The organism is Streptococcus sanguinis, from assembly GCF_019929145.1.
GTDB classification, from domain to species: Bacteria; Bacillota; Bacilli; order Lactobacillales; family Streptococcaceae; genus Streptococcus; species Streptococcus sanguinis_U.
In genome coordinates, this window is record NZ_JAHZOW010000001.1 from 564,722 (window position 1) to 586,522 (window position 21,801).

At 41.8% G+C, this 21,801-nt stretch carries 23 protein-coding genes and 3 tRNA genes; 14 read left to right on the plus strand and 12 right to left on the minus strand.

All coding sequences use genetic code 11. From position 1 onward, the window contains the following. Window positions 1-31: 31 nt before the first annotated feature. The 6 genes from K1I94_RS02805 to K1I94_RS02830 all read left to right on the plus strand — a co-directional run bounded on the left by K1I94_RS02805 (window position 32) and on the right by K1I94_RS02830 (window position 2,477). Complete coding sequence (locus K1I94_RS02805) at window positions 32-262, plus strand: DUF2969 domain-containing protein (RefSeq protein WP_002895433.1); 231 nt, start codon at window positions 32-34, stop codon at window positions 260-262. A 49-nt stretch (window positions 263-311) separates the two neighbouring features. Then, window positions 312-392: transfer RNA gene (locus K1I94_RS02810), tRNA-Tyr, on the plus strand. 13 nt (window positions 393-405) lie between these two features. Next, window positions 406-477, plus strand: a tRNA-Gln gene (locus K1I94_RS02815). A 163-nt stretch (window positions 478-640) separates the two neighbouring features. Beyond that, window positions 641-1,843 (plus strand): 30S ribosomal protein S1, encoded by a 1,203-nt coding sequence (gene rpsA / locus K1I94_RS02820; RefSeq protein ID WP_002897515.1) that lies wholly within the window; start codon window positions 641-643, stop codon window positions 1,841-1,843. 87 nt (window positions 1,844-1,930) lie between these two features. Then, window positions 1,931-2,002: transfer RNA gene (locus tag K1I94_RS02825), tRNA-Arg, on the plus strand. A gap of 58 nt (window positions 2,003-2,060) precedes the next feature. After that, on the plus strand, window positions 2,061-2,477 hold the full coding sequence (locus tag K1I94_RS02830) for an NUDIX hydrolase (protein ID WP_223314336.1): 417 nt from the start codon (window positions 2,061-2,063) through the stop codon (window positions 2,475-2,477). 46 nt (window positions 2,478-2,523) lie between these two features. Here the strand turns inward: K1I94_RS02830 and K1I94_RS02835 are convergent, their stop codons facing one another. After that, complete coding sequence (locus K1I94_RS02835) at window positions 2,524-3,510, minus strand: L-lactate dehydrogenase (protein WP_002895436.1); 987 nt, start codon at window positions 3,508-3,510, stop codon at window positions 2,524-2,526. Between the two features lie 194 nt (window positions 3,511-3,704). On the opposite strand from K1I94_RS02835, the gene gyrA reads away from it, so the two are divergent. From gyrA to radC, 3 genes are all read left to right on the plus strand, one after another. Next, entirely contained in the window at window positions 3,705-6,164 is a 2,460-nt protein-coding gene (gene gyrA / locus K1I94_RS02840; protein WP_221761857.1) for a DNA gyrase subunit A, read from the plus strand. Window positions 6,165-6,178: 14 nt separating this feature from the next. After that, window positions 6,179-6,934: a class A sortase gene (locus tag K1I94_RS02845; RefSeq protein ID WP_002904537.1), complete on the plus strand. Its 756-nt coding sequence runs from the start codon at window positions 6,179-6,181 to the stop codon at window positions 6,932-6,934. A 155-nt stretch (window positions 6,935-7,089) separates the two neighbouring features. Next, window positions 7,090-7,773: a RadC family protein gene (gene radC / locus K1I94_RS02850; protein WP_002900302.1), complete on the plus strand. Its 684-nt coding sequence runs from the start codon at window positions 7,090-7,092 to the stop codon at window positions 7,771-7,773. A 69-nt stretch (window positions 7,774-7,842) separates the two neighbouring features. Here the strand turns inward: radC and K1I94_RS02855 are convergent, their stop codons facing one another. The 7 genes from K1I94_RS02855 to K1I94_RS02885 all read right to left on the minus strand — a co-directional run bounded on the left by K1I94_RS02855 (window position 7,843) and on the right by K1I94_RS02885 (window position 12,799). Then, on the minus strand, window positions 7,843-8,535 hold the full coding sequence (locus tag K1I94_RS02855) for a gamma-glutamyl-gamma-aminobutyrate hydrolase family protein (protein ID WP_060976341.1): 693 nt from the start codon (window positions 8,533-8,535) through the stop codon (window positions 7,843-7,845). A 24-nt stretch (window positions 8,536-8,559) separates the two neighbouring features. Beyond that, window positions 8,560-9,207, minus strand: a complete 648-nt coding sequence (locus tag K1I94_RS02860; protein ID WP_060976342.1) for a redox-sensing transcriptional repressor Rex — start codon at window positions 9,205-9,207, stop codon at window positions 8,560-8,562. A gap of 123 nt (window positions 9,208-9,330) precedes the next feature. Next, window positions 9,331-9,552, minus strand: coding sequence for a DUF4649 family protein (locus K1I94_RS02865; protein WP_032909716.1), 222 nt, complete (start codon window positions 9,550-9,552; stop codon window positions 9,331-9,333). 118 nt (window positions 9,553-9,670) lie between these two features. Beyond that, window positions 9,671-10,018 (minus strand): DUF1831 domain-containing protein, encoded by a 348-nt coding sequence (locus K1I94_RS02870; RefSeq protein ID WP_111675786.1) that lies wholly within the window; start codon window positions 10,016-10,018, stop codon window positions 9,671-9,673. 1 nt (window position 10,019) lies between these two features. Further along, window positions 10,020-11,132 (minus strand): cysteine desulfurase family protein, encoded by a 1,113-nt coding sequence (locus K1I94_RS02875; RefSeq protein ID WP_317627921.1) that lies wholly within the window; start codon window positions 11,130-11,132, stop codon window positions 10,020-10,022. Window positions 11,133-11,142: 10 nt separating this feature from the next. After that, the gene (locus tag K1I94_RS02880) at window positions 11,143-12,099 is read right to left on the minus strand and encodes a ribose-phosphate diphosphokinase (RefSeq protein ID WP_223314337.1); all 957 of its coding nucleotides are present in this window, start codon (window positions 12,097-12,099) and stop codon (window positions 11,143-11,145) included. A gap of 136 nt (window positions 12,100-12,235) precedes the next feature. After that, window positions 12,236-12,799 (minus strand): CYTH domain-containing protein, encoded by a 564-nt coding sequence (locus K1I94_RS02885; protein WP_317627922.1) that lies wholly within the window; start codon window positions 12,797-12,799, stop codon window positions 12,236-12,238. Between the two features lie 95 nt (window positions 12,800-12,894). Between K1I94_RS02885 and K1I94_RS02890 the strand changes: the two genes are divergently transcribed. From K1I94_RS02890 to mutY, 5 genes are all read left to right on the plus strand, one after another. Then, complete coding sequence (locus K1I94_RS02890; protein WP_002924625.1) at window positions 12,895-13,566, plus strand: GTP pyrophosphokinase; 672 nt, start codon at window positions 12,895-12,897, stop codon at window positions 13,564-13,566. Further along, a complete protein-coding gene (locus K1I94_RS02895; protein ID WP_317627930.1) occupies window positions 13,550-14,368 on the plus strand; it encodes an NAD kinase in 819 nt (272 codons plus the stop codon). The genes K1I94_RS02890 and K1I94_RS02895 overlap by 17 nt, the downstream gene beginning before the upstream one ends. Further along, window positions 14,365-15,252, plus strand: coding sequence for an RluA family pseudouridine synthase (locus K1I94_RS02900; protein WP_223314340.1), 888 nt, complete (start codon window positions 14,365-14,367; stop codon window positions 15,250-15,252). Before K1I94_RS02895 ends, K1I94_RS02900 begins: the two co-directional genes overlap by 4 nt. A gap of 23 nt (window positions 15,253-15,275) precedes the next feature. Beyond that, window positions 15,276-16,253, plus strand: a complete 978-nt coding sequence (gene pta / locus K1I94_RS02905; protein ID WP_002900314.1) for a phosphate acetyltransferase — start codon at window positions 15,276-15,278, stop codon at window positions 16,251-16,253. 65 nt (window positions 16,254-16,318) lie between these two features. Beyond that, a complete protein-coding gene (gene mutY / locus K1I94_RS02910; protein WP_223314341.1) occupies window positions 16,319-17,482 on the plus strand; it encodes an A/G-specific adenine glycosylase in 1,164 nt (387 codons plus the stop codon). A gap of 791 nt (window positions 17,483-18,273) precedes the next feature. Here mutY and K1I94_RS02915 read toward each other — a convergent pair. The 4 genes from K1I94_RS02915 to coaC all read right to left on the minus strand — a co-directional run bounded on the left by K1I94_RS02915 (window position 18,274) and on the right by coaC (window position 21,800). Next, a complete protein-coding gene (locus tag K1I94_RS02915; protein WP_062005312.1) occupies window positions 18,274-18,621 on the minus strand; it encodes a thioredoxin domain-containing protein in 348 nt (115 codons plus the stop codon). A 124-nt stretch (window positions 18,622-18,745) separates the two neighbouring features. Then, complete coding sequence (locus K1I94_RS02920) at window positions 18,746-20,464, minus strand: phospho-sugar mutase (protein WP_002906530.1); 1,719 nt, start codon at window positions 20,462-20,464, stop codon at window positions 18,746-18,748. A gap of 237 nt (window positions 20,465-20,701) precedes the next feature. Then, on the minus strand, window positions 20,702-21,265 hold the full coding sequence (locus K1I94_RS02925; protein ID WP_002906531.1) for an ECF transporter S component: 564 nt from the start codon (window positions 21,263-21,265) through the stop codon (window positions 20,702-20,704). Continuing rightward, window positions 21,249-21,800 carry a phosphopantothenoylcysteine decarboxylase gene (gene coaC, locus K1I94_RS02930; protein WP_223314342.1) on the minus strand — a complete coding sequence of 184 codons (552 nt, stop codon included), beginning with the start codon at window positions 21,798-21,800 and terminating at the stop codon, window positions 21,249-21,251. Before coaC ends, K1I94_RS02925 begins: the two co-directional genes overlap by 17 nt. Window position 21,801: the final 1 nt, after the last annotated feature.

A 21,801-nucleotide genomic window follows, 5' to 3' on the forward strand; every position in this document is an offset into this window, starting at 1 on the left:
GTGTACAATAGAAATTTGAAAGAGGTAAGTTATGAGTAAAAAAGATAAAAAAATTGAAATTCAAATCACAGATAGTAAAGTGAAGGTCGGAGCAGACCAATTTGACGGTTATAGTCTCGCTATTGGCAAGAAGGTTATTGGCGAGATTGCTGAACTAGATGGCCAGTTTGCAATTATCAAAAATGGAAATGCTGAAAGTTTTTATAAAAAACTTGAAAGAGCCGTGGAAACTTTGATTGAAACCTATAATTTAAGCAAATAGGGCTTGCATTTTCATTGTATCAATGTTATAATAGATAGCGTTGATTGTCGGAGAGATAGCGAAGAGGCTAAACGCGGCGGACTGTAAATCCGCTCCTTCGGGTTCGGGGGTTCGAATCCCTCTCTCTCCATTCTTTATATTAATGGGGTATAGCCAAGCGGTAAGGCAAGGGACTTTGACTCCCTCATGCGTTGGTTCGAATCCAGCTACCCCAGTTCTTAGGTAATAGATCTGATAAAATAATAAAATGTCTTTAGGTGTTTTATTTCTTTATAGGATGGAAATCGTTAACGATAGATCAATGTCATTTGCGGGTGCTTAGGAAAATAAATAAGTAGTATGTCAAGCGAAAGCTTGATTGTTGGAGGATTTTTTTAGATGAATGAATTTGAAGATTTGCTAAACAGTGTTAGCCAAGTTGAGCCAGGTGACGTCGTTACTGCTGAAGTATTGACTGTTGACGCTAACCAAGCTAATGTTGCAATCGCTGGAACTGGTGTTGAAGGTGTTTTGACTCTTCGTGAGTTGACAAACGACCGCGACGCTGATATCAACGACCTTGTAAAACCAGGTGAAACACTTGAATTGCTTGTTCTTCGTCAAGTAGTAGGTAAAGATACAGACACCGTAACTTACCTGGTATCTAAAAAACGTTTGGAAGCTCGCAAAGCTTGGGACAAATTGGTTGGTCGTGAAGAAGAAGTTGTCACTGTTAAGGGCACTCGTGCTGTTAAAGGTGGACTTTCAGTTGAGTTTGAAGGACTTCGTGGATTTATCCCTGCTTCAATGCTTGATACTCGTTTCGTTCGTAACACTGAGCGTTTTGTAGGTCAAGAGTTTGATGCTAAGATTAAAGAAGTAGATCCAAAAGAAAACCGCTTCATCCTTTCACGTCGTGAGGTTGTAGAAGCTGAAGCTGCAGCAGCACGTGCTGAAGTCTTTGGTAAATTGAATGTTGGTGATATTGTAACTGGTAAAGTTGCTCGCATCACTAGCTTCGGTGCTTTCATTGACCTTGGCGGAGTTGATGGATTGGTTCACTTGACTGAATTGTCACATGAGCGTAACGTATCACCTAAGTCTGTTGTATCAGTTGGCGATGAAATCGAAGTGAAAGTCCTTGACTTGAACGAAGAAGAAGGTCGCGTATCCCTCTCTCTTAAAGCAACAACGCCTGGACCATGGGATGGTGTTGAGCAAAAACTTGCTGCAGGCGATGTGATCGAAGGAACTGTAAAACGTTTGACCGATTTTGGTGCTTTCGTTGAAGTATTGCCAGGTATCGATGGATTGGTTCACATCTCACAAATTTCACACAAACGTGTTGAAAGCCCTAAAGATGCCCTTAAGGTTGGTCAAGAAGTGACTGTTAAGGTTCTTGAAGTGAATGCTGCTGATGAGCGTGTATCACTTTCTATCAAGGCTCTTGAAGAACGTCCAGCTCAAGAAGAAGGACAAAAAGATGAGAAACGCCAATCACGTCCTCGTCGTCCAAAACGTCAAGAAAAACGTGACTTTGAACTTCCAGAAACTCAAACTGGATTCTCAATGGCTGATTTGTTTGGCGATATTGAATTGTGATTAGTTAAAAGAAGTTGAGAAATCTCAACTTCTTTTTCTGATTTTCACTTGTATTTTCAGAGAAAATCAGTTATAATGAATTAGTTGCCACCCTTAGTGTAATGGATATCACGCAAGATTCCGGTTCTTGAGATGGGAGTTCGATTCTCTCAGGGTGGATGACTTAAAATTGGACTCTTCGGAGTCTTTTTTGCTCTTTCTTGGAGGAACACATGCAATGACAGTAAAATTAATCTCTCATACCTTAATCGAGAAAGAGGGGAAGTATTTGCTTATCAAACGGTCTAAGATAAAGCGAGGCCTTCCTAATGTCTATCCATCTTATTGGGATATTCCAGGTGGAAGTGTAGAAGAGAATGAACTTCCCAGAGAGGCGGCTCTACGCGAGGCTATGGAGGAGGTTAATCAAAAGATTCGGATTGATAGGATTATCCATGAAGATAGCCAGTTTGATTCTAGCAAAGATACTGTTTTCACACGCTTGGTTTATGCGGGTAGGATTACGGAGCAGCGTGATATTATATTAGATCCAGAAGAGCATTCAGACTTTGTCTGGATTACTTCTTTGAAAGACATAGAGAGCGAGCTCATCGTGCCTTATTTAATAGATATTTTTGTCGACAAACCTATATAAAACAACTAAAAAACATCCCCTTTTATCAGGAGATGTTTTTTTATAATTAGTTTTTAGATGCTTCTTGGAATTCAGGATTCTTCCATGCTTCATCAATAATTGCTTGCAATTCTTTAGCAGAAGCTTGCATTTTTTGTGTTTCAGCATCGTTCAGTGGGATGTTTACTGGGCGTACAATACCATGTGCACCAACGATAGCAGGTTGACCAATGAAGACATTTTCAACGCCATATTGGCCTTCTTGGAAGACTGACAATGGCAATACAGCATTTTCATCGTCAAGGATAGCTTTTGTGATACGAGCCAAGGCAACCGCGATACCATAGTAAGTAGCACCTTTTTTGTTGATGATTGAGTATGCTGCGTCACGAACGGAGATGAAAAGATCAACCAAGTCTTGTTCGTTCAAGTCACGGTTAGCTTGCAACCATTGCTCCAATTTCACACCTGCAACGTTAGCGTGTGACCAAACAGCAAACTCAGAGTCACCGTGCTCACCCATGATGTAGGCATGGACAGAACGAGCATCGATACCAATCTTTTCAGCAAGAGCTTGACGGAAGCGAGCTGAGTCAAGTGAAGTACCTGAACCAATAACGCGCTCTTTAGGGAAACCAGAGAATTTCCAAGTTGAGTAAGTCAAAACGTCAACGGGGTTAGCAGCAACAAGGAAGATACCGTTAAAGCCTGATTCTACGACTTGAGTAACGATAGATTTGTTGATAGCCAAGTTTTTGCCAACAAGGTCAAGACGAGTTTCACCTGGTTTTTGAGGTGCACCTGCAGTGATAACAACGAGGTCAGCATCCGCACAGTCTGCATAAGTAGCTGCATAGATTTTTTTAGGTGAAGTGAAAGCAAGGGCGTGGCTAAGGTCTTCAGCATCACCGACAGCCTTTTCAAATAATTGAGGGATTTCAATGATACCAAGTTCTTGAGCAATACCTTGGTTTACAAGAGCAAATGCGTAAGATGAACCTACAGCACCGTCACCAACAAGGATGACTTTTTTATGTTGTTTAGTAGCAGTCATTTCTAAACATCTCCTTATTTTTTTAGGGAATATTTCCCGTACACATTCATTCTACCACTTTTGGTATATTTTGTCACGGTCAACTTGTATATCTAGCGATGTAAACGTTTTTACAAACGGTTCAAAATACTGAAAAATTAAAGAAAATGTGGTATAATATAGGATAGTTTAATATGAAAGAAAGGCATTTTTTAATGCAAGACAGAAACTTAGTAAATGTTAATCTGACTAGCGAAATGAAGACTAGTTTCATCGATTACGCAATGAGCGTTATCGTGGCTCGGGCACTTCCAGATGTTCGTGATGGTCTCAAGCCTGTTCACCGTCGGATTCTCTATGGGATGAATGAGCTTGGCGTGACGCCTGAGAAGCCTCACAAGAAATCAGCTCGTATCACAGGGGATGTCATGGGTAAGTATCACCCGCATGGTGACTCCTCTATTTATGAAGCGATGGTGCGGATGGCTCAATGGTGGAGCTATCGTTATATGCTGGTAGACGGCCATGGGAACTTCGGTTCTATGGACGGAGATGGGGCTGCTGCCCAGCGTTATACAGAAGCACGTATGAGCAAGATTGCTCTGGAGATGCTTCGCGATATTAATAAAAACACTGTAGATTATATTGACAACTATGATGCCAGCGAGAGAGAGCCTGTAGTTCTTCCTGCTCGCTTCCCTAACTTACTCGTAAATGGAGCGACAGGGATTGCAGTTGGGATGGCGACCAATATCCCACCGCATAATCTTGGTGAGTCTATTGATGCAGTTAAGCTTGTTATGGACAATCCGGATGCAACAACTCGCGATATCATGGAAGTCCTTCCTGGACCAGATTTTCCGACAGGAGCACTGGTTATGGGCAAGTCCGGTATTCACCGGGCTTATGAAACAGGGAAGGGTTCGATTGTTCTTCGTTCTCGCACTGAAATTGAAGAAATGAAAAACGGCCGTGAGCGAATTGTCGTAACCGAGTTTCCATACATGGTTAATAAGACCAAGGTCCATGAGCATATTGTTCGTCTGGTGCAGGAAAAACGAATTGATGGTATCACAGCTGTTCGTGATGAGTCTAACCGTGAAGGGGTCCGTTTTGTCATTGAGGTTCGTCGTGATGCCTCTGCACATGTCATTCTAAACAATCTTTTCAAGCTGACTCAGATGCAGACCAATTTCAGCTTCAATATGCTGGCTATTCAAAATGGTGTGCCGAAGATTCTGTCTCTGCGTGAGATTTTGTTGGCCTACATTGAGCACCAAAAAGAAGTGGTGACTCGACGGACTGTCTTCGATAAAGAAAAGGCAGAAGCTCGAGCTCATATCTTAGCTGGTTTGCTGATTGCGTTGGATCATATTGATGAAGTGATTCGGATTATCCGTAATAGCGAAACGGACGCAGAAGCACAGGCTGAATTGATGGCTAAGTTTGAGCTATCTGAGCGCCAGAGTCAGGCTATCCTCGATATGCGTCTGCGCCGTCTGACTGGTTTGGAACGTGATAAGATCCAGTCAGAATACGATGAACTGATTGCCTTGATTGCAGACTTAGCTGATATCTTGGCTAAGCCAGAGCGCGTTATCGCTATTATCAAGGAAGAGTTAGACGAGGTCAAACGTAAATTTGCGGATGATCGCCGAACTGAGCTGATGGTGGGAGAAGTTCTTTCTCTTGAAGATGAAGATTTGATTGAGGAAGCGGATGTTTTGATTACCCTGTCTAATAAAGGTTATATCAAACGTCTGAATCAGGCTGAATTCACTGCTCAGAAACGTGGTGGTCGCGGTGTTCAAGGAACTGGTGTCAAAGACGATGACTTTGTCAAAGAGCTGGTTTCAACAAGCACCCACGATAGACTGCTCTTCTTTACCAATAAAGGCCGAGTCTATCGTCTCAAAGGATATGAAATCCCTGAGTACGGTCGGACAGCCAAGGGCTTGCCAGTAGTCAATCTCTTGAAGCTTGATGAAGGAGAGACTATTCAGACTATCATAAATGTTCAGCAAGACCGAAGTGATGATTCCTATCTCTTCTTTACTACCCGTCATGGGGTGGTCAAACGGACCAGTGTGACAGAATTTGCTAATATTCGTCAGAATGGTCTCAAAGCTTTGAATTTGAAGGATGAAGACGAGTTAATCAATGTCTTTCTGACGGACGGTGCTGCAGACGTTATCATTGGTACTAAGTTTGGTTATTCTGTCCGCTTCAATGAGACAGCTGTCCGGAGCATGAGCCGTATAGCGACTGGTGTTCGCGGAGTCAATCTTCGAGAGGGGGACCAGGTCGTTGGAGCTGGTGTGATTGCTGAGGGAGACGAAGTGCTTGTCATCACCGAAAAAGGCTATGGTAAGCGAACTCTTGCTAGTGAGTATCCAACCAAGGGCCGTGGTGGTAAAGGGATTAAAACAGCCAATATCACTGATAAGAATGGACCTCTTGCCGGTCTGATGACAGTAACTGGCGAGGAAGATTTGATGATTATCACTAATACTGGTGTCATCATTCGGACAAGTGTGGCGAATATTTCTCAGACTGGCCGCTCAACCATGGGAGTTAAGGTCATGCGTCTGGACCAAAATGCACAGATTGTCACCTTTACAAGCGTCGAAGCAGATGATAAAGAAGATGTAGCAGAGGAAGAAAACGAATCGTAAAAGAGGACCTCTATATGGTACAAGGAAAAAGAAGTCGAAAAAGAAAACAAAAAAGCAAAAGAAATATTTTTATCAATATTGTTGCGTCATTATTAATTATTGTGGCTCTGGGTTTAATCTTTAATGCGCAAATCCGAAACATGATTATGGTTTGGCATACCAACCAATATCAGGTCAGCAAGGTTTCCAAAGACTCTATTAATAAAAATAAAAATGCTGAGACTAGCTTTGATTTTAATAAGGTAGAGTCACTTTCTACAGAAGCAGTTATCAATGCTCAGTGGAAAGCTCAGCAACTGCCTGTTATCGGAGGCATCTCAATTCCAGAAGTATCCATGAATTTGCCGATCTTCAAAGGACTGGATAATGCTGGATTGTATTATGGTGCTGGTACGATGAAAGAGACTCAGCAGATGGGGCAGGGGAATTATGCCTTGGCTAGCCACCATGTCTTTGGCATCACAGGGGCTAGCAACATGCTCTTTTCCCCACTGGATCGTGCTAAGGCTGGCATGAAGATCTATATCACTGATAAAGAGCATGTCTATACTTATGTAATCACTAGTGTTGAAACGGTAACTCCAGATCGAACGGATTTGATTGAGGATACCGAAGGCGTTACAGAGATTACTTTGGTTACTTGTGAGGATGCTGCAGCAACCAATCGAACGATTGTCAAGGGAACGTTAGAAGGCTCTGTCGAGTATGACAAGGCTCCTAAGGATGTTCTTGAATCTTTCAGTAAGTCCTATAATCAAATGCAGATTTAAAGGCAAGAGACTAAAAAAATTTCACTCCAAAGGTTAGGAAGAACTCTACTTTTGGAGTGTTTTTTTATCTAAAATTTGTTCTGGACGAAAGATTTTTTGTATCTATTCTTGCTGATTTTGACTCTTTTTCCGAATAATAAGGTAAGGAGGTTTCTATGTATAGCATTTCATTTCAAGATGATATTAGCATGATGCCGCGGGAGCGTCTGATGAGAGAAGGGGCTGAAAAACTCAGTAACCAAGAGCTTCTATCAATTTTCCTCAGGACAGGCAACAAAAAAGAAACTGTTTTTCAAGTTTCTCAAAGAATTTTATCATCGATTTCCAGTTTGAACGATCTTAAGTATTTAACTTTGCAGGAATTGCAGACTATTTCTGGAATCGGTCCGATTAAGGCTGTGGAGCTGCAGGCCATTATCGAATTAGGACGTCGGATTAACCGAGCAGAGGTTCTGCAGAAAGAGCAGATTATGGGCAGTCAAAAATTAGCCCAGAAGATGCAGCAGGAATTGGGAGATATGAGGCAGGAGTGCTTGGTTGCTATTTATCTTAATAGTCAAAATCAAATTCTGCATCAGCAGACTATTTTTATGGGGACAGTCAGCAGAAGCATTGCTGAGCCAAGAGAGATTCTCCACTACGCTCTCAAGCATCTAGCGACATCTATCATACTGGTACACAATCATCCATCAGGCTCAGTCGTTCCCAGCAGAAATGACGATGAGGTGACCCAGCATATGAAAGAAGCGTGTGAGATGATGGGCTTGGTTCTTTTGGATCATTTGATTGTGTCTAAGTCCAACTACTATAGCTACCGAGAAGAGACAGATATGATATAATTTGATTTACTTGAATATAAAAAACTTCTATTCGTGTAGAACAGAAGTTTATCTAGGAGTAGAGGCTTTTTAAAGAGTATTGACAACATAATCAAACAGAGCTAGGTCTCCTTCTCTGGAGCCAAACAAGAACTCTGGGTGCCATTGGACACCAAGGAATGGACTGCCGTCAGTAGAAGTTATTGCTTCAATAATTTTATCTCTAGGATCATAGGCAATGACTTCTAGGCCAGCCGCTAAATCCTTGATACTCTGATGGTGGAAGGAGTTGATTTCAGATGCTGGTCCATAGATTTCGTGCAGAATAGAACCGTTCTTGGTCACCATGCTTTGAGTCGTGTACTCAGCAGAGCTATCTTGCCAATGATCTTCAATATCTTGATGAAGAGTACCTCCTAGGGCTACATTATAAAGTTGGGTTCCGCGGCAGACGGTGAAAATTGGTTTATTTTGACGGCGAGCTTCTTTGATTAAAGCTAATTCAAAAATATCCCGTTTGAGTAGATAATCATCGCTGTCAATGGTTTTCTCTTCACCATAGAATTGAGGGCATACATTCTGACCGCCTGTGATGATTAATTTATCGACAATGGAAACATACTGTTTAGCCATTTCTTCATCACCGATTGGCAAAATCATTGGAATTCCGCCAACTTCTTTGACACCCTCAACGAATCCTGTCGCCGTATAGCTCATATGGATGAAGTGATCGTCTGGGATTTCTCTTTCATTTCCGGTTATTCCAATAATAGGTTTACTCATAGAGTGTTTAATACCTCTTTCAAATTAATAATCATTTTTTCTCATGAAGTAGAGCAGAGTCTGCAGTTCGCTAGTCAGGTCAACATACTGGACGACCACATCCTTAGGCAGGGATAGGTTTACAGGTGAGAAACAGAGAATGCCCTTGACACCAGCCTGAACTAAGATAGATGCGACTTCTTGAGCTTTTACGCTAGGTACAGTTAGGATGGCAGTTTGCACATTTCCTGACTGTATTTTTTCTTTGATTTGGGAAATTCCATAGATAGGAATCCCATCGCTGGTTGTGCTGCCAACTTCTGGATGGTCATCTACGTCAAAAGCCATTACAACCTTCATTTTATTGCGCTCATGAAAACGATAGTGTAGCAGAGCACGTCCCATATTACCAACACCAACAATCATGACATTGGTAATAGCATTATCGTTCAAGAGGTCAGCAAAAAAGTTCATCAATTTCTTGACATCATAACCAAATCCTCTGCGGCCAAGTTCACCGAAATAAGAAAAATCTCGTCTTACAGTAGCAGAGTCAATACCAATGGCTTCTGCAATTTGCTTGGAGTTTGCTTTTTCAATCTTCTCAGCATTAAAACGTTTAAAAATACGATAGTAGAGCGATAGCCTTTTAGCAGTAGCTCGGGGAATTGTAGTATTTTTTTCAGTTTTCACAAAATCACAACCTTTCTAATTCTATTTTATAGGAAGTTTGTGAAAAAATCAACTAATTAAGAGTGTTTGATTCACTAAAAAAGAAAAGAGTGAAAGTTTATGTTATGTTGTAACTGCGAAGGATTAGTCCTGGTAAGGACTTAGGTCTAACTGGTACATCTGGCGGTACAAGTCTCCAATTAGCCCTGTAAAAGGCAGCTGGTGTCCGTTATAAGTGATAGAAAGTACTTTGAGCGAGTCAGGAACCGTGACGCAGCCAGAGAAGGCTAGAAGAAATTCGTCAAAGTCGTCGTAGGTGAGTGTTCGTTGCACCTTATATGAGTCCAAATAGGTCAGTTCAACCATCGTTAATCCTTTCATTTGTTTAAATGTTCATTTTGATATTCTTCAAGTGTTCTAAGTAGAAGTCAAGCTCGTTTTTTTAAGAGTCTAAATCAAAAAAGCAAAATTGCGAGAATCTTGCTTATTGTGGTGTCTTTTCAAAAATATTTCTTTCAACCAGGCTATCCATCAAGAAATAAAATTTTTGCTGGATAATGTGATGGTCTTCTGATTTGAAAATATTGACCAAGCGCAGGCCTGATTTATCAGTGATGTTGATTTTGAAACCATTCAAATCTTTATTGACGATGATTTTCAGCAGAAAACCATTTCCGCTGTTGGGAACAGTTTCCAGCAGACGAGAAAGTTCATAGTTTCCGACCTTGCTTTCCGCGAAAGTATTGTCGCGCAAGGTAAATTTCTTGACATTTGGGTGAAGTGAATAGGTATATTCACAGTTTGCTAAGCTAACAGATGTTTGAAAGGCCATCTTATCCTCCTAAAATTTCTTTTAATTTCTTTGTAAATGATTGAATCTCTTGCAGAGTCGTTTGGTCCGAAGTGCTGATCCGAATGGACTCATACAAGCGGTTGGAATCCTTGCCATACATAGCCTGCAAGACATGACTGGGTTGTATAGCTCCGGCTGTGCAGGCTGATCCTGTTGAAATGGAAAAGCCGTTTAAATCCATTTGAAGCAGAAGCAGATCATTTTTTTGATTGGGAAATCCCAAATTGATGACATATGGCAAGCTTGGTTGACTTTCATTTAAGTAAAAGTCAATGTCTGATAAGTCAGCAAGTAAGCTGTTTTTTAAGTCTTGCGCATGCTCTAGATTTTCCTCTAGATGTTCCATGCTTTCCAATAGTGCTGCCGCCATGCCTGTGATAGAGATTAGATTTTCAGTTCCGGCCCGGTGTTTTTCTTCCTGGTCACCACCATGCATGAAATTGTCAAAATCCATCTTCTTGGCATAAAGGAAGCCAACGCCTTTGGGACCATGAAACTTATGCGCTGAAGCAGAGAGGAAGTCAATCCTTAGCTCGTCAGGATAGATGGGAAGTTTACCAATTGCTTGGACAGCATCAACGTGAAAAGCAGCAGGATGTTCTTGCAGTAATTCACCAATTTCCTTAATGGGGAGCATGGCACCCGTCTCGTTATTAACTGCCATGACGGACACAAGAATAGTGTCAGGTCTAAGAGACTTCTTAATATCCTCCGCTCGAATCTGACCATCTACCGGCTGAACAAAAGTAGCTTCGAAGCCGAATTTATCTACTAGGTACTCCACCACTTCTAAGACAGCATGGTGTTCAATAGCAGTGGTGACAATATGCTTCCCTCGGTTCTGGTGACGAAGGGCATAGCCTTTGATAGCAGTATTATTGCTTTCAGTGCCGCCTGAAGTAAAAAGAATCTTATTGCTTTGAGTATGCAGGGCTTGAGCAATATCTTCACGCGCCTGCCTAAGGAGTTTACTAGCTTCTCGACCATGGCTATGCGTACTGGAAGGATTTCCGAAGACAGTCATAGTTTTGGTCATTGCTTGAATTGCAGCGAGCGACAAAGCAGTTGTAGCGGCATTATCTAAATAAATCACTCTGGTTACCTTATTTCTTTTGATAGGCAAAGAGTGGGCTGACTGGTTTTCTCTCTTGGATGCGGACAATGGCATCACCAATCAGTTCACTAGCTGTAATGTAGTGGAGATTCTTAGGTGTTTTTTCTTTGGTATCAACAGAGTCTGTCACAAGAATTTCCCTGATAGGAGAATTATCTAGTAATTCCGAAGCTTTATCCGCAAAGAGACCGTGACTGGATACAGCATAGATTTCGACTGCACCTTCGCGACAGACAATTTTAGCTGCTTCAGAGAAAGTCCGACCGGTATTTAAAATGTCGTCAATCAGAATAGCTTTCTTACCCTCAACATCTCCAATGATATATCCCTCAGAGCGACCCGCCTCATCTTCGCCATAATCAATGATAGCGATAGGGGCATCCAGATATTCAGCCAAATTGCGGGCGCGTTTTACACCAGAGTTTTTAGGGCTGACGACAACGACATCATCTCCCGTTAACCCCATATTGCAATAATGTTTGGCAAAGAGTGGGATAGTGAAGAGGTTATCTACTGGAATATCAAAGAATCCTTGGACCTGTACGGCATGAAGATCCAGAGAAATCACGCGATCCACTCCAGCACCGACAAGCATATTGGCAACCAGTTTAGCTGTGATTGGCTCGCGAGGAGCAGCAGTCCGATCCTGACGGGCATAACCAAAATAAGGCATGACAACATTAATCGTATTAGCACTTGCACGCTTGCAGGCATCCACCATAATCAAGAGCTCCATCAAGTGATTATTGACAGGGAAGCTAGTAGACTGAATGATGTAAATATCATAGCCACGAACGCTTTCTTCAATGTTAATCTGAATCTCGCCGTCCGAGAATTGGCGGGAGGAAAGTTTTCCCAAAGGAACCCCAGCAGCCTCAGCGATTTTTTCAGCTATGGAATGATTGGAGTTGAGGGAAAAAAGCTTCATATTTTTTTTATCTGACATGAGTTGGACCGTCCTCTTTTTGTGTCATTTCTATAATCTAATGCTCCATGAAATTTATATTTCAATAGTCTTTAGATTGCTACCTTTTATTTTACCAAAAAAATTAGATTATTTCAGCTATTTTGTGGTCGTTGATTTACAAGTTTTCAGAAAATCTTGCTATCTTGCTCTTACCAGGTTTGTAGTCGATGCTGTGCTGTTTTAGGAAGTTCAAGAAATTTTCTTTTCCTTTTTCGAAATCTTCAACTTCGACTTCGAGTTCGAAGTCTTTTTTGCCCAAGTAGTGGCTCTCATCCAGAGCAAATAGACCGATTTCATTTTCTTCTTCATAGCGGATAGTCTCTAGAGAACCCAGAATCTTCAAGTCTTGGATGGGAATTTCTTTCTGAAGCAGCGTCTCTAAAATCTCTCCCGTAGGAAATTCATTGTTCTGCAAAATATTTTCGGTTTCTTCTGGTGTCAAGTTCTGATTGAGTTCCAAGGATCCGACTTCTTGAGGAATCTTGAGCGTCAGCTCTGCTTCGCAATGGTTAAAAGTTCGTACTCGAAAAGCCATGTGGGCGTGACGGATACTTTGCTGATCTGAATCGATGTAGTGGTTGGTTTGGCTAATAGGCGAAATATCAGAAAAAAACTGGAGCAGACGGTCGTGCTCTTCTTTGGTCAGCATGGTTTTGAATTCAATTTCTAAGTGATTCATTTTCATATCCTTTTCTTTTTTTTGAAAGCGATTTATGTTATAATAACAGTTGTGTTTATTTTATACAAAAAATAATGATATGACAAGGTAAGTGTATGACAATAGAATGGGAAGAGTTTTTAGACCCCTATATTCAAGCTGTTGGAGAGCTGAAAATTAAGTTGCGTGGGGTGCGAAAGCAATACCGCAAGCAGCAACGCCATTCTCCGATTGAGTTTGTGACCGGACGCGTCAAGCCGATTGAGAGCATTAAAGAAAAGATGGTTCTGCGAGGCATTCGAGAGGAAAATATCGAGCAGGAGATGCAGGATATCGCTGGCTTACGGGTCATGGTCCAGTTTGTCGATGATGTTGATGAAGTTTTAGAAGTCCTGCGAAATCGGACTGATATGCGTATTGTCCAGGAAAGGGATTACATCAAAAACAAAAAAGCCAGTGGCTATCGGAGTTACCATGTGATTGTAGAATATCCAGTTGATACAATTAATGGTCATAGGCTTATTCTGGCTGAGATTCAGATTCGCACCCTTTCGATGAATTTTTGGGCTACGATTGAGCATTCTTTGAATTACAAGTATAAAGGAGAATTTCCCGAGGAAATCAAATGCCGCTTGGAAACGACAGCTAATCTTGCCTATCAGCTGGATGAGGAGATGGGAGAAATCCGTGATGCTATCCAGGAGGCGCAGGCTCTCTTTGATCCTCTTCACCGCAAGTTAAATGACGGTGTGGGAAATAGTGATGATACAGATGAAGAATACAGATAAAAAAATAGCGATTATCCGCAATCGGAAAAGACAGAGTGAACAAGTCTATCAGGATTTGAAGCAGAAGCTTAAACAGAATGGCTTTATTTTAACTCCTAAGAGTCCCGACATCGTGATTTCGGTGGGTGGTGACGGCATGTTGCTGTCGGCTTTTCATATGTATGAAGAACAGCTGGATCGGGTCCGCTTTGTCGGTGTGCATACAGGCCATCTCGGCTTTTATACAGACTACCGTGATTTTGAACTAGATAAACTTGTCGAAAATCTTAAACTAGATACTGGTGCTCAGGTTTCTTATCCAATTTTAAATGTGAAAATCACTTTTGAAAATGGTGACACACGCACTATTCGTGCTTTGAACGAAGCAACAATCAAGCGTTCGGATCGGACTATGGTAGCTGATGTCATTATCAATCGGGTTCATTTCGAGCGTTTCCGAGGAGATGGGATTTCCGTTTCTACTCCAACGGGCAGCACAGCCTATAACAAATCTCTGGGCGGAGCAGTATTACATCCGACGATTGAAGCCTTGCAAGTGACAGAAATTGCCAGTCTCAACAATCGGGTTTATCGGACATTGGGTTCGTCTGTCATTGTTCCCAAAAAGGATAAGATTGAGTTAGTACCGACCCGCAGTGACTATCATACTATCGCGGTTGATAATCAGACTTTCTCTTTCAAAAACATTGTCCGTATTGAGTATCAGATTGACAATCATAAGATACATTTTGTGGCTTCACCAAGCCATACCAGCTTTTGGAATCGTGTCAGAGACTCCTTTATTGGAGAGTGCCGGGAATGAGGTTTGAGTTTATTGCTGATGAGCATGTCAAGGTAAAGACTTTTTTGAAGCGACACGAAATTTCCAAAGGCCTCTTGGCTAAGATAAAATTTTCCGGCGGAAACATTCTTGTCAACCATCAACCTCAGAATGCTATTTATCTCTTGGATATTGGTGATAAAGTGACGATTGACATCCCGTCTGAAAAGGGATTTGAGAGCCTGAAGGCTGTTGATAAGGACTTGTCTGTCATCTATGAAGATGAGCATTTCTTGGTTCTAGATAAGCCGGCAGAGGTGGCTAGCATTCCCAGTGTTAATCATTCCAACACTATGGCTAATTTCGTCAAGGCTTACTATATTCGTCAGGCCTATGAAAACCAGCAGGTGCATATCGTGACGCGTCTGGATAAGGATACAAGTGGGCTCATGCTTTTTGCTAAGCATGGCTATGCTCATGCCAGATTGGATAAGCAGCTACAGAAGAAGCTGATAGAAAAGCGCTATTACGCTCTAGTTCGGGGGACTGGTGACTTAGAGGAGCAAGGCGAGATTATTGCTCCGATTGGGCGGAATCCTGAGAGTATCATTACGAGGCGCGTGACAGAGAATGGTAAGTACGCCCATACCAGTTACAAAGTCATAGAGCGATTTGGAGATGTCTATCTGGTGGATATTCATCTGCATACTGGGCGGACTCATCAAATCCGCGTTCATTTTTCACACATTGGCTTTCCGCTTTTGGGTGACGACCTTTATGGAGGGAGTTTGGAACACGGAATAGAGCGACAAGCTTTGCATTGTCATTCTTTGAAATTTTATAATCCTTTTAGCGGACAGGAAGTTGAGCGGGCCAGTCCTTTGCCAGAAGATTTTAAACAAGTTATTGAGAAATTAAAAGAATAAGAGATAAAGGAGTTTTAAGAAACATGAAAATTTTTGATTCAATTCGTGAAGCCTTGAAGGATAAGGAAGTAAAGATTGTCTTGCCAGAGGGTGAGGAGCCACGGATTTTGCAAGCAACTAAACGCTTGGTGAAAGAAACCGATATTACACCAGTTCTTTTGGGAAATCCTGATAAAATACGTATTTATCTGGAAATTGAGGGAGTAAAAGAAGGGTATCAGGTTATTGATCCTTCAAACTGTTCCTGCTTTGAAGAACTGGTAGAAGCATTCGTCGAGCGTCGTAAAGGGAAAATCACTGCAGACGAAGCACGTCAGTTGCTCAAGGAAGATGTCAACTACTTTGGGGTTATGTTGGTTTATCTTGGCAAGGTTCAAGGGATGGTGTCTGGCGCGATTCACTCCACAGCAGCGACTGTTCGGCCGGCTCTCCAAATCATCAAGACCCTGCCTTGGGTTTCTCGTACTTCAGGAGCCTTCCTCATGGTGCGTGATGACGAACGCTACATTTTCAGTGACTGTGCCATCAATATCGATCCAGATGCCAATGTTTTGGCGGAGATTGCTGTTAACTCAGCCCTAACAGCGCAGATTTTTGGTATTGATCCTAAAGTTGCAATGCTCAGCTATTCGACCAAAGGCTCTGGTTTCGGAGAAAAGGTTGATAAGGTTGTAGAAGCGACTAAGTTGGCTCAGGAAATGCGTCCAGACTTGGCTATTGATGGTGAATTGCAGTTTGATGCAGCTTTTGTCCCTGCAACAGCGGAGCTGAAAGCACCTGGCAGCCCTGTGGCCGGTCAAGCGACTGTCTTTGTCTTCCCAAGTATCGAAGCTGGGAATATCAGCTACAAAATGGCAGAGCGTTTGGGCGGATTTTCAGCAGTAGGTCCTATCTTGCAGGGCCTTAACCATCCAGTTAACGACCTTTCTCGAGGCTGTAATGCGGATGACGTATACAAACTGACTTTGATTACAGCCAGTCAGGCTGTTGGTCATTATTAAACGATAGGAAACAATTGGAGGGCATAAGCTCTCCTATTTTTCTTGCCTTATGCTATACTAGATTTATGTTAGATTTGAAAGAATACGGAATTGAGATGTGGGAGGCAGATAAAATTGCCTCTTTTAGAGAGAAATTATTAACTTGGTATGATGAAAACAAACGTGACTTGCCTTGGCGCAGAACAAATGATCCTTATCATATCTGGGTTTCTGAGATTATGCTGCAGCAGACTCGGGTGGATACGGTGATTCCTTACTATGAGCGCTTTCTTGACTGGTTTCCGACTGTAGCTGATTTAGCTCAGGCGCCAGAGGATAGACTGCTCAAAGCTTGGGAAGGATTGGGTTATTATTCGCGGGTGCGAAATATGCAAAAAGCAGCCCAGCAGATAATGACGGATTTCGCTGGAAAATTTCCTGATAGCTATGAAGGAATTGCTAGTCTCAAAGGGATTGGTCCTTATACGGCTGGTGCTATTGCTAGTATTGCCTTTGGCCTAGCCGAGCCTGCGGTAGACGGCAATGTCATGCGGGTGCTGAGTCGATTATTTGAAGTTGATTTAGATATTGGCCAACCTAGCAATCGGAAGGTATTTCAGGCTATGATGGAGATTCTGATTGATCCAGGCAGACCTGGAGATTTTAATCAAGCGCTGATGGATCTGGGGTCAGATATCGAAGCTCCTGTTAATCCTCATCCAGAAGACAGTCCTGTAAAGGAGTTCAGCGCAGCTTATTTGCATGGAACAATGGATAAATACCCAATCAAAGCCCCTAAAAAGAAGCCGGTTCCGGTCTATTTGCAGGGCTTGATTATCGAAAACGAACAGGGACAGTTCTTGCTTGAAAAGAATGAGGCTGCTGGCTTGTTATCAGGTTTTTGGCATTTTCCCTTGATTGAAATCGAGGAATTTCAAACTGAAAATCAGATGTCCCTTTTTGAAGTGGCAGAAAATCAGCCAAGTCTGGACTTGTCTCCTCAAGAAAGCTTTGAGCAGGATTATGATTTGATTGTTGATTGGCAGCAGCAGTCCTTTTCAAAAGTACAGCATGTTTTCAGTCATCGCAAGTGGCATATCCAGCTGGCTTATGGCCGAGTTAAGGATAGCCAGATCGCAGCTGATGGAGAGGTCTTGTGGCTTCATCCAGAAGATTTTGGCAATTACCCCTTTGCCAAACCCCAGCAGAAGATGTGGGAGGCTTTTAGGAACGTAAAAGATGGAAACTAAAGTTAAATAGTCTGTTGAACTTGATTAAATTTACGAAGAATAGGAAATCATTAAAATATGTCCCATACCCCTAGTCCTCCAGATAAAACTTTTATTGGACGTCGTAGCAGACTTGCTGGTGTCATTTATTTTATATTAGGCGCTTTGAATTTCTTACATTGCCTTCTTTATTTTCAGTGGATATTTTCCCCAACTGCGAGAACTGACTTCATCATTATTCTAATTTTTATAGGTTTAAATATTTATTTTTTGACTCGCGAGTTCATCTATAAATGCTTCCATTGGTGTGGCTATCATGCCTTACCTGAGTTAGCTAAGTTCGGGAGCGGACGCTATTCCTTTCACTTGCCTGTCTTCGAAAGACATACCGAAAACTATAAAGTCTATTACAGTAAAAGATCAAAGAAACATCAATTTCTTTTCTTTGTGAGCTATATTTTATATGTGAATTTAATTTTAGTAGTTCTTTTGCTCTTCTCATGTGCATACTGGGATATGTTCATTGAGAGTTCCTCGAAATTTCAAGATTGGCACGCTTTTCTATTTATCTTTTTAATAATCATCCTGTATATCTGTATTGAAGCTTTATTTAAAAAATATAAACATTGGTTTAAAAATTATTTTAAACTAGATGATAGAATAGTAGAACACGGCTTTCCGATATATACTTTTAAAGAAAAATAAAAGACAAACAATATAGTTTGTCTTTTTCGCTTTTAAAATAACTTATAGTCCTTCTCGCTCTGTAAGGAGAGAGGCTAATAAACTAGCCTTTAGATGGATATTCGTGCTTAAATCCCGGCAAAAGCTTTAATCTCATCTGCAGTCATAGAAGAATCACAACGAACAGAGACTTGGCCGTCTTGAACATGAACAAAACCAGGAACCGTCGGAATGCTGTATTCAGAGCGGAAGGCTTGCAATTTCTCTAATTCGCTAGCTTCTTCGCTATTGATAAAGAAAATATGCGCCTTGGTATCAGCGACAACGCCAGCAAGAGTAGCAGCGAATTTACGGCAGTAAGGGCAAGTTTTGCGACCAACGAAGAAAGTTGCTGTCTCTTTGTCAGCAATCGCTTGACGAGCGCGGTCAACAGTTGTGACTTCAAGGTCTTTAATATTTTGAGCAAATTGTTCCATAAATAATCCTCATTTCTTTTGATAAAACTAGTATGCCATAAAAAACAGAAAAATGCTTGATTTGGAAACGAAAAACCAGAGAATGTGAAATTCATTCTCTGGTTGATTGGTTGATAGTGTTATTTTACTTGATAAAAGCATTAATCTCTGCTTCAATAGCAGCAATTTTTGCTTGAGCGTCTTCATTGCTGTCACCGACAACGGCAATGTAGAACTTGATTTTTGGTTCTGTTCCGGATGGGCGAACGGCAATCCATGAACCGTCAGCCAAGGTGTATTTCAGCACATCGCTTGGAGGAGTTGTCAGAGCTGTAACTGTACCATCTATAGCGGTAGAAGTCTGAGCCTTAAAGTCTTCTGTGACAGAAATAGCAGTAGCGTTGAAATCTTTCGGACCATTGTCACGGAACTTAGCCATGATAGACTTGATTTGCTCAGCTCCATCAACACCAGACAGGGTTACAGAAATAGTCTTTTCAGCAAAGTAACCATACTCTTTGTAGATTTCTTCAATACCGTCAGCCAGAGTCAAGCCGCGTGAACGGTAGTAGGCAGCAAGCTCAGCCACAACCAAAACAGCTTGGATAGCATCTTTATCACGTACAAATGGCTTAATCAGATAGCCGAAGCTTTCTTCAAATCCCATCATGTAGGTGTGGTTGTGCTTTTCTTCGAATTCTTGAATCTTTTCAGCGATAAATTTGAAACCAGTCAAGACATTGAACATGGTTGCGCCATAGCTTTCAGCAATCTTAGTCACCAAGTCAGTGGAAACGATAGACTTGCAGAGAGCTGCGTTAGCTGGCAGAGTTCCAGCGCTCTTATGAGCTTCCAAGATGTACTTAGCCATGATGGCTCCGATTTGGTTACCTGAAAGATTGAGATAGCTGCCGTCTTTTTGCAGAACTTCTACACCGACACGGTCAGCATCTGGGTCAGTTGCGACCAAGACATCTGCACCAACTTTACGTCCTAATTCTTCAGCCAAGGCAAAGGCTGCTTGGCTTTCAGGGTTTGGAGACTTAACAGTAGAGAAGTCAGGATCAGCTACAGCTTGAGCTTCAACAACTTCTACAGAATCAAATCCAGCTTGAGCCAAAGCGCGACGAGCCAGCATTTCACCAGTACCGTGCAACGGAGTATAGACAATCTTCATGTCTTTGCCGTATTCATCAATCAGTTTTTGGTTGATATTGACATCTTTAACTTCCTTGAGGTATTCAGCATCAATAGCATCGCCAATCACTTCAATCAAGCCAGAAGCTTTTTCAGCTTCAACATCAGCGACCTCAATAGCAAAAGGATTTTCAATCGCACGGATGTAGTCAGTCAATGCATCTGCATCATGCGGAGGCATTTGTCCGCCGTCTTCACCATATACCTTGTAGCCGTTAAATGGAGCAGGGTTGTGGCTGGCCGTAATCATGATACCAGCAAAAGTTCCTAAATGACGTACCGCAAATGAAAGTTCTGGAGTTGGGCGCAGACTTTCAAAGACATAGGACTTGATGCCGTGTTTTGCTAAAACAGCAGCAGATTCAAAGGCAAATTCTGGTGAGAAATGACGGGAGTCGTAAGCAATCGCGACACCGCGTTTTTTGAACTCATCACCTTTTTCTTCAATCAAGCGAGCCAAACCTTCGGTTGCCTGACGGACAACATAAATATTAATACGATTGGTACCAGCGCCAATCAGACCACGCATACCAGCAGTACCAAACTCAAGATTGGTGTAAAAGGCATCTTCCTTAGTTTTTTCGTCCATACTATTCAAGTCTTCACGAAGATAGTCAGGAAGTTCAGCATAATCAAGCCATTTTTTGAAGTTATCTTGATAAGTCATAGGTGGAGTCTCCTTTATTTTTGAAATGAAGAGATGGAAATTTTAGTAAAAAATCCTGCTCTTAAATTTTCTTAATCGCTTACATTGTAGCACATTTTCATTAATTTTGAAAGAGGTTACCTAGAAAACGATGAAATACTTTTCAAGGTATTGTTTCAAGAATTTCAGAATGGTATAGCGGAAATGCTGGATTAAAAAAGACCAAAGCATTGCTTGGTCCAGAAAACTAAATCATCATCATTTTTGCGCTTTTTCAAGCGCAGGAATGATAGTTGCTGTCAAAACCGCAGAAATGATTAACTCGGCAATGGAATTTGCTGATAGAATCACAGCCAGAAGTGCTTTGATATCACCTTGGTATACATTTGCAAAGAGAAAGAAGATACCGCCCAAGACAAAAATGGTATTGGTGGCAGAACCGACGGAACCTGCTACAATCAAGCCGACCTTATTTTTCATTGCTTTGTATACGAAATAAGGAGTGATACCAATGAGAATTCGAGGCACCATGGCAACAAGAAGCGAAGAAAAGCTTCCGTTTGGCACAAAAGGGCTAAAGAGATAGCTGGTTGGTAATAAAACCAAGGTATTGGTAACAACGCTGATACATCCCATGAGCCCGCCTAGAACAGCTCCGACTTTAGGGCCATAGAGGATACTGGCGATAATCACTGGGATGTGAATAATCGTCGGTTTAATCGGTACTGGAAGTAAGTTGAAAATAACCGAGCTGAGCAGGTGCAGTACCAACATAATGGCAAAGAAAATAGCAATTTGAGCAATTTTAGACTGTTTTTTCATAAATAAGTTCCTTTACTGTATCAATAATTGTATCAACTTCGGCTAGAGCACCTGTCCCCTGATCACCACAGGCTAGAACAGCTTCGCGTGGTTGGATAATTTTCCATCCAAAACGCTGCAGACGCTCCAAATTGTGCTGAGTTAGTGGATTTTCAAACATCTTAGTGTTCATAGCTGGAGCTAAAACTTTCTTCGTATGAGGCTGCAGAGCCAGTGCAGTAGCTGTCACCATATTGTCAGCTAAACCGTTGGCTAGTTTAGCGATGGTATTGGCTGTAGCGGGAGCCAGTAAAAAGAGGTCAGACTTTTTAGCGATATCAATGTGATTGACCTTGCTAGGGTCAGGTTCTTGCATAATATCAATTGCAACTGGCCTTTGTGACAAGACTTGCAGGGTCAGCGGTGTGATAAATTCTGTCGCAGCATTGGTCATGAGGACAGCTACTTCAAAGTTCTCTTTCTTTAGACGGCTAGTGATGTCAGCAGCCTTATAGGCTGATATACTTCCGCTGACAGCTAAGGTAATCTGAGTCATC

What these genes read in the sequence shown, in the direction of transcription:
- K1I94_RS02805 (WP_002895433.1), top strand. Translation starts at nt 32, where the DNA reads ATGAGTAAAAAAGATAAAAAAATTGAAATTCAAATCACAGATAGTAAA.
- rpsA (WP_002897515.1), top strand. Translation starts at nt 641, where the DNA reads ATGAATGAATTTGAAGATTTGCTAAACAGTGTTAGCCAAGTTGAGCCA.
- K1I94_RS02830 (WP_223314336.1), top strand. Translation starts at nt 2,061, where the DNA reads ATGACAGTAAAATTAATCTCTCATACCTTAATCGAGAAAGAGGGGAAG.
- K1I94_RS02835 (WP_002895436.1), bottom strand. Translation starts at nt 3,510, where the DNA reads ATGACTGCTACTAAACAACATAAAAAAGTCATCCTTGTTGGTGACGGT.
- gyrA (WP_221761857.1), top strand. Translation starts at nt 3,705, where the DNA reads ATGCAAGACAGAAACTTAGTAAATGTTAATCTGACTAGCGAAATGAAG.
- K1I94_RS02845 (WP_002904537.1), top strand. Translation starts at nt 6,179, where the DNA reads ATGGTACAAGGAAAAAGAAGTCGAAAAAGAAAACAAAAAAGCAAAAGA.
- radC (WP_002900302.1), top strand. Translation starts at nt 7,090, where the DNA reads ATGTATAGCATTTCATTTCAAGATGATATTAGCATGATGCCGCGGGAG.
- K1I94_RS02855 (WP_060976341.1), bottom strand. Translation starts at nt 8,535, where the DNA reads ATGAGTAAACCTATTATTGGAATAACCGGAAATGAAAGAGAAATCCCA.
- K1I94_RS02865 (WP_032909716.1), bottom strand. Translation starts at nt 9,552, where the DNA reads ATGGTTGAACTGACCTATTTGGACTCATATAAGGTGCAACGAACACTC.
- K1I94_RS02870 (WP_111675786.1), bottom strand. Translation starts at nt 10,018, where the DNA reads ATGGCCTTTCAAACATCTGTTAGCTTAGCAAACTGTGAATATACCTAT.
- K1I94_RS02880 (WP_223314337.1), bottom strand. Translation starts at nt 12,099, where the DNA reads ATGTCAGATAAAAAAAATATGAAGCTTTTTTCCCTCAACTCCAATCAT.
- K1I94_RS02885 (WP_317627922.1), bottom strand. Translation starts at nt 12,799, where the DNA reads ATGAATCACTTAGAAATTGAATTCAAAACCATGCTGACCAAAGAAGAG.
- K1I94_RS02890 (WP_002924625.1), top strand. Translation starts at nt 12,895, where the DNA reads ATGACAATAGAATGGGAAGAGTTTTTAGACCCCTATATTCAAGCTGTT.
- K1I94_RS02895 (WP_317627930.1), top strand. Translation starts at nt 13,550, where the DNA reads ATGAAGAATACAGATAAAAAAATAGCGATTATCCGCAATCGGAAAAGA.
- K1I94_RS02900 (WP_223314340.1), top strand. Translation starts at nt 14,365, where the DNA reads ATGAGGTTTGAGTTTATTGCTGATGAGCATGTCAAGGTAAAGACTTTT.
- pta (WP_002900314.1), top strand. Translation starts at nt 15,276, where the DNA reads ATGAAAATTTTTGATTCAATTCGTGAAGCCTTGAAGGATAAGGAAGTA.
- mutY (WP_223314341.1), top strand. Translation starts at nt 16,319, where the DNA reads ATGTTAGATTTGAAAGAATACGGAATTGAGATGTGGGAGGCAGATAAA.
- K1I94_RS02915 (WP_062005312.1), bottom strand. Translation starts at nt 18,621, where the DNA reads ATGGAACAATTTGCTCAAAATATTAAAGACCTTGAAGTCACAACTGTT.
- K1I94_RS02920 (WP_002906530.1), bottom strand. Translation starts at nt 20,464, where the DNA reads ATGACTTATCAAGATAACTTCAAAAAATGGCTTGATTATGCTGAACTT.
- K1I94_RS02925 (WP_002906531.1), bottom strand. Translation starts at nt 21,265, where the DNA reads ATGAAAAAACAGTCTAAAATTGCTCAAATTGCTATTTTCTTTGCCATT.
- coaC (WP_223314342.1), bottom strand. Translation starts at nt 21,800, where the DNA reads ATGACTCAGATTACCTTAGCTGTCAGCGGAAGTATATCAGCCTATAAG.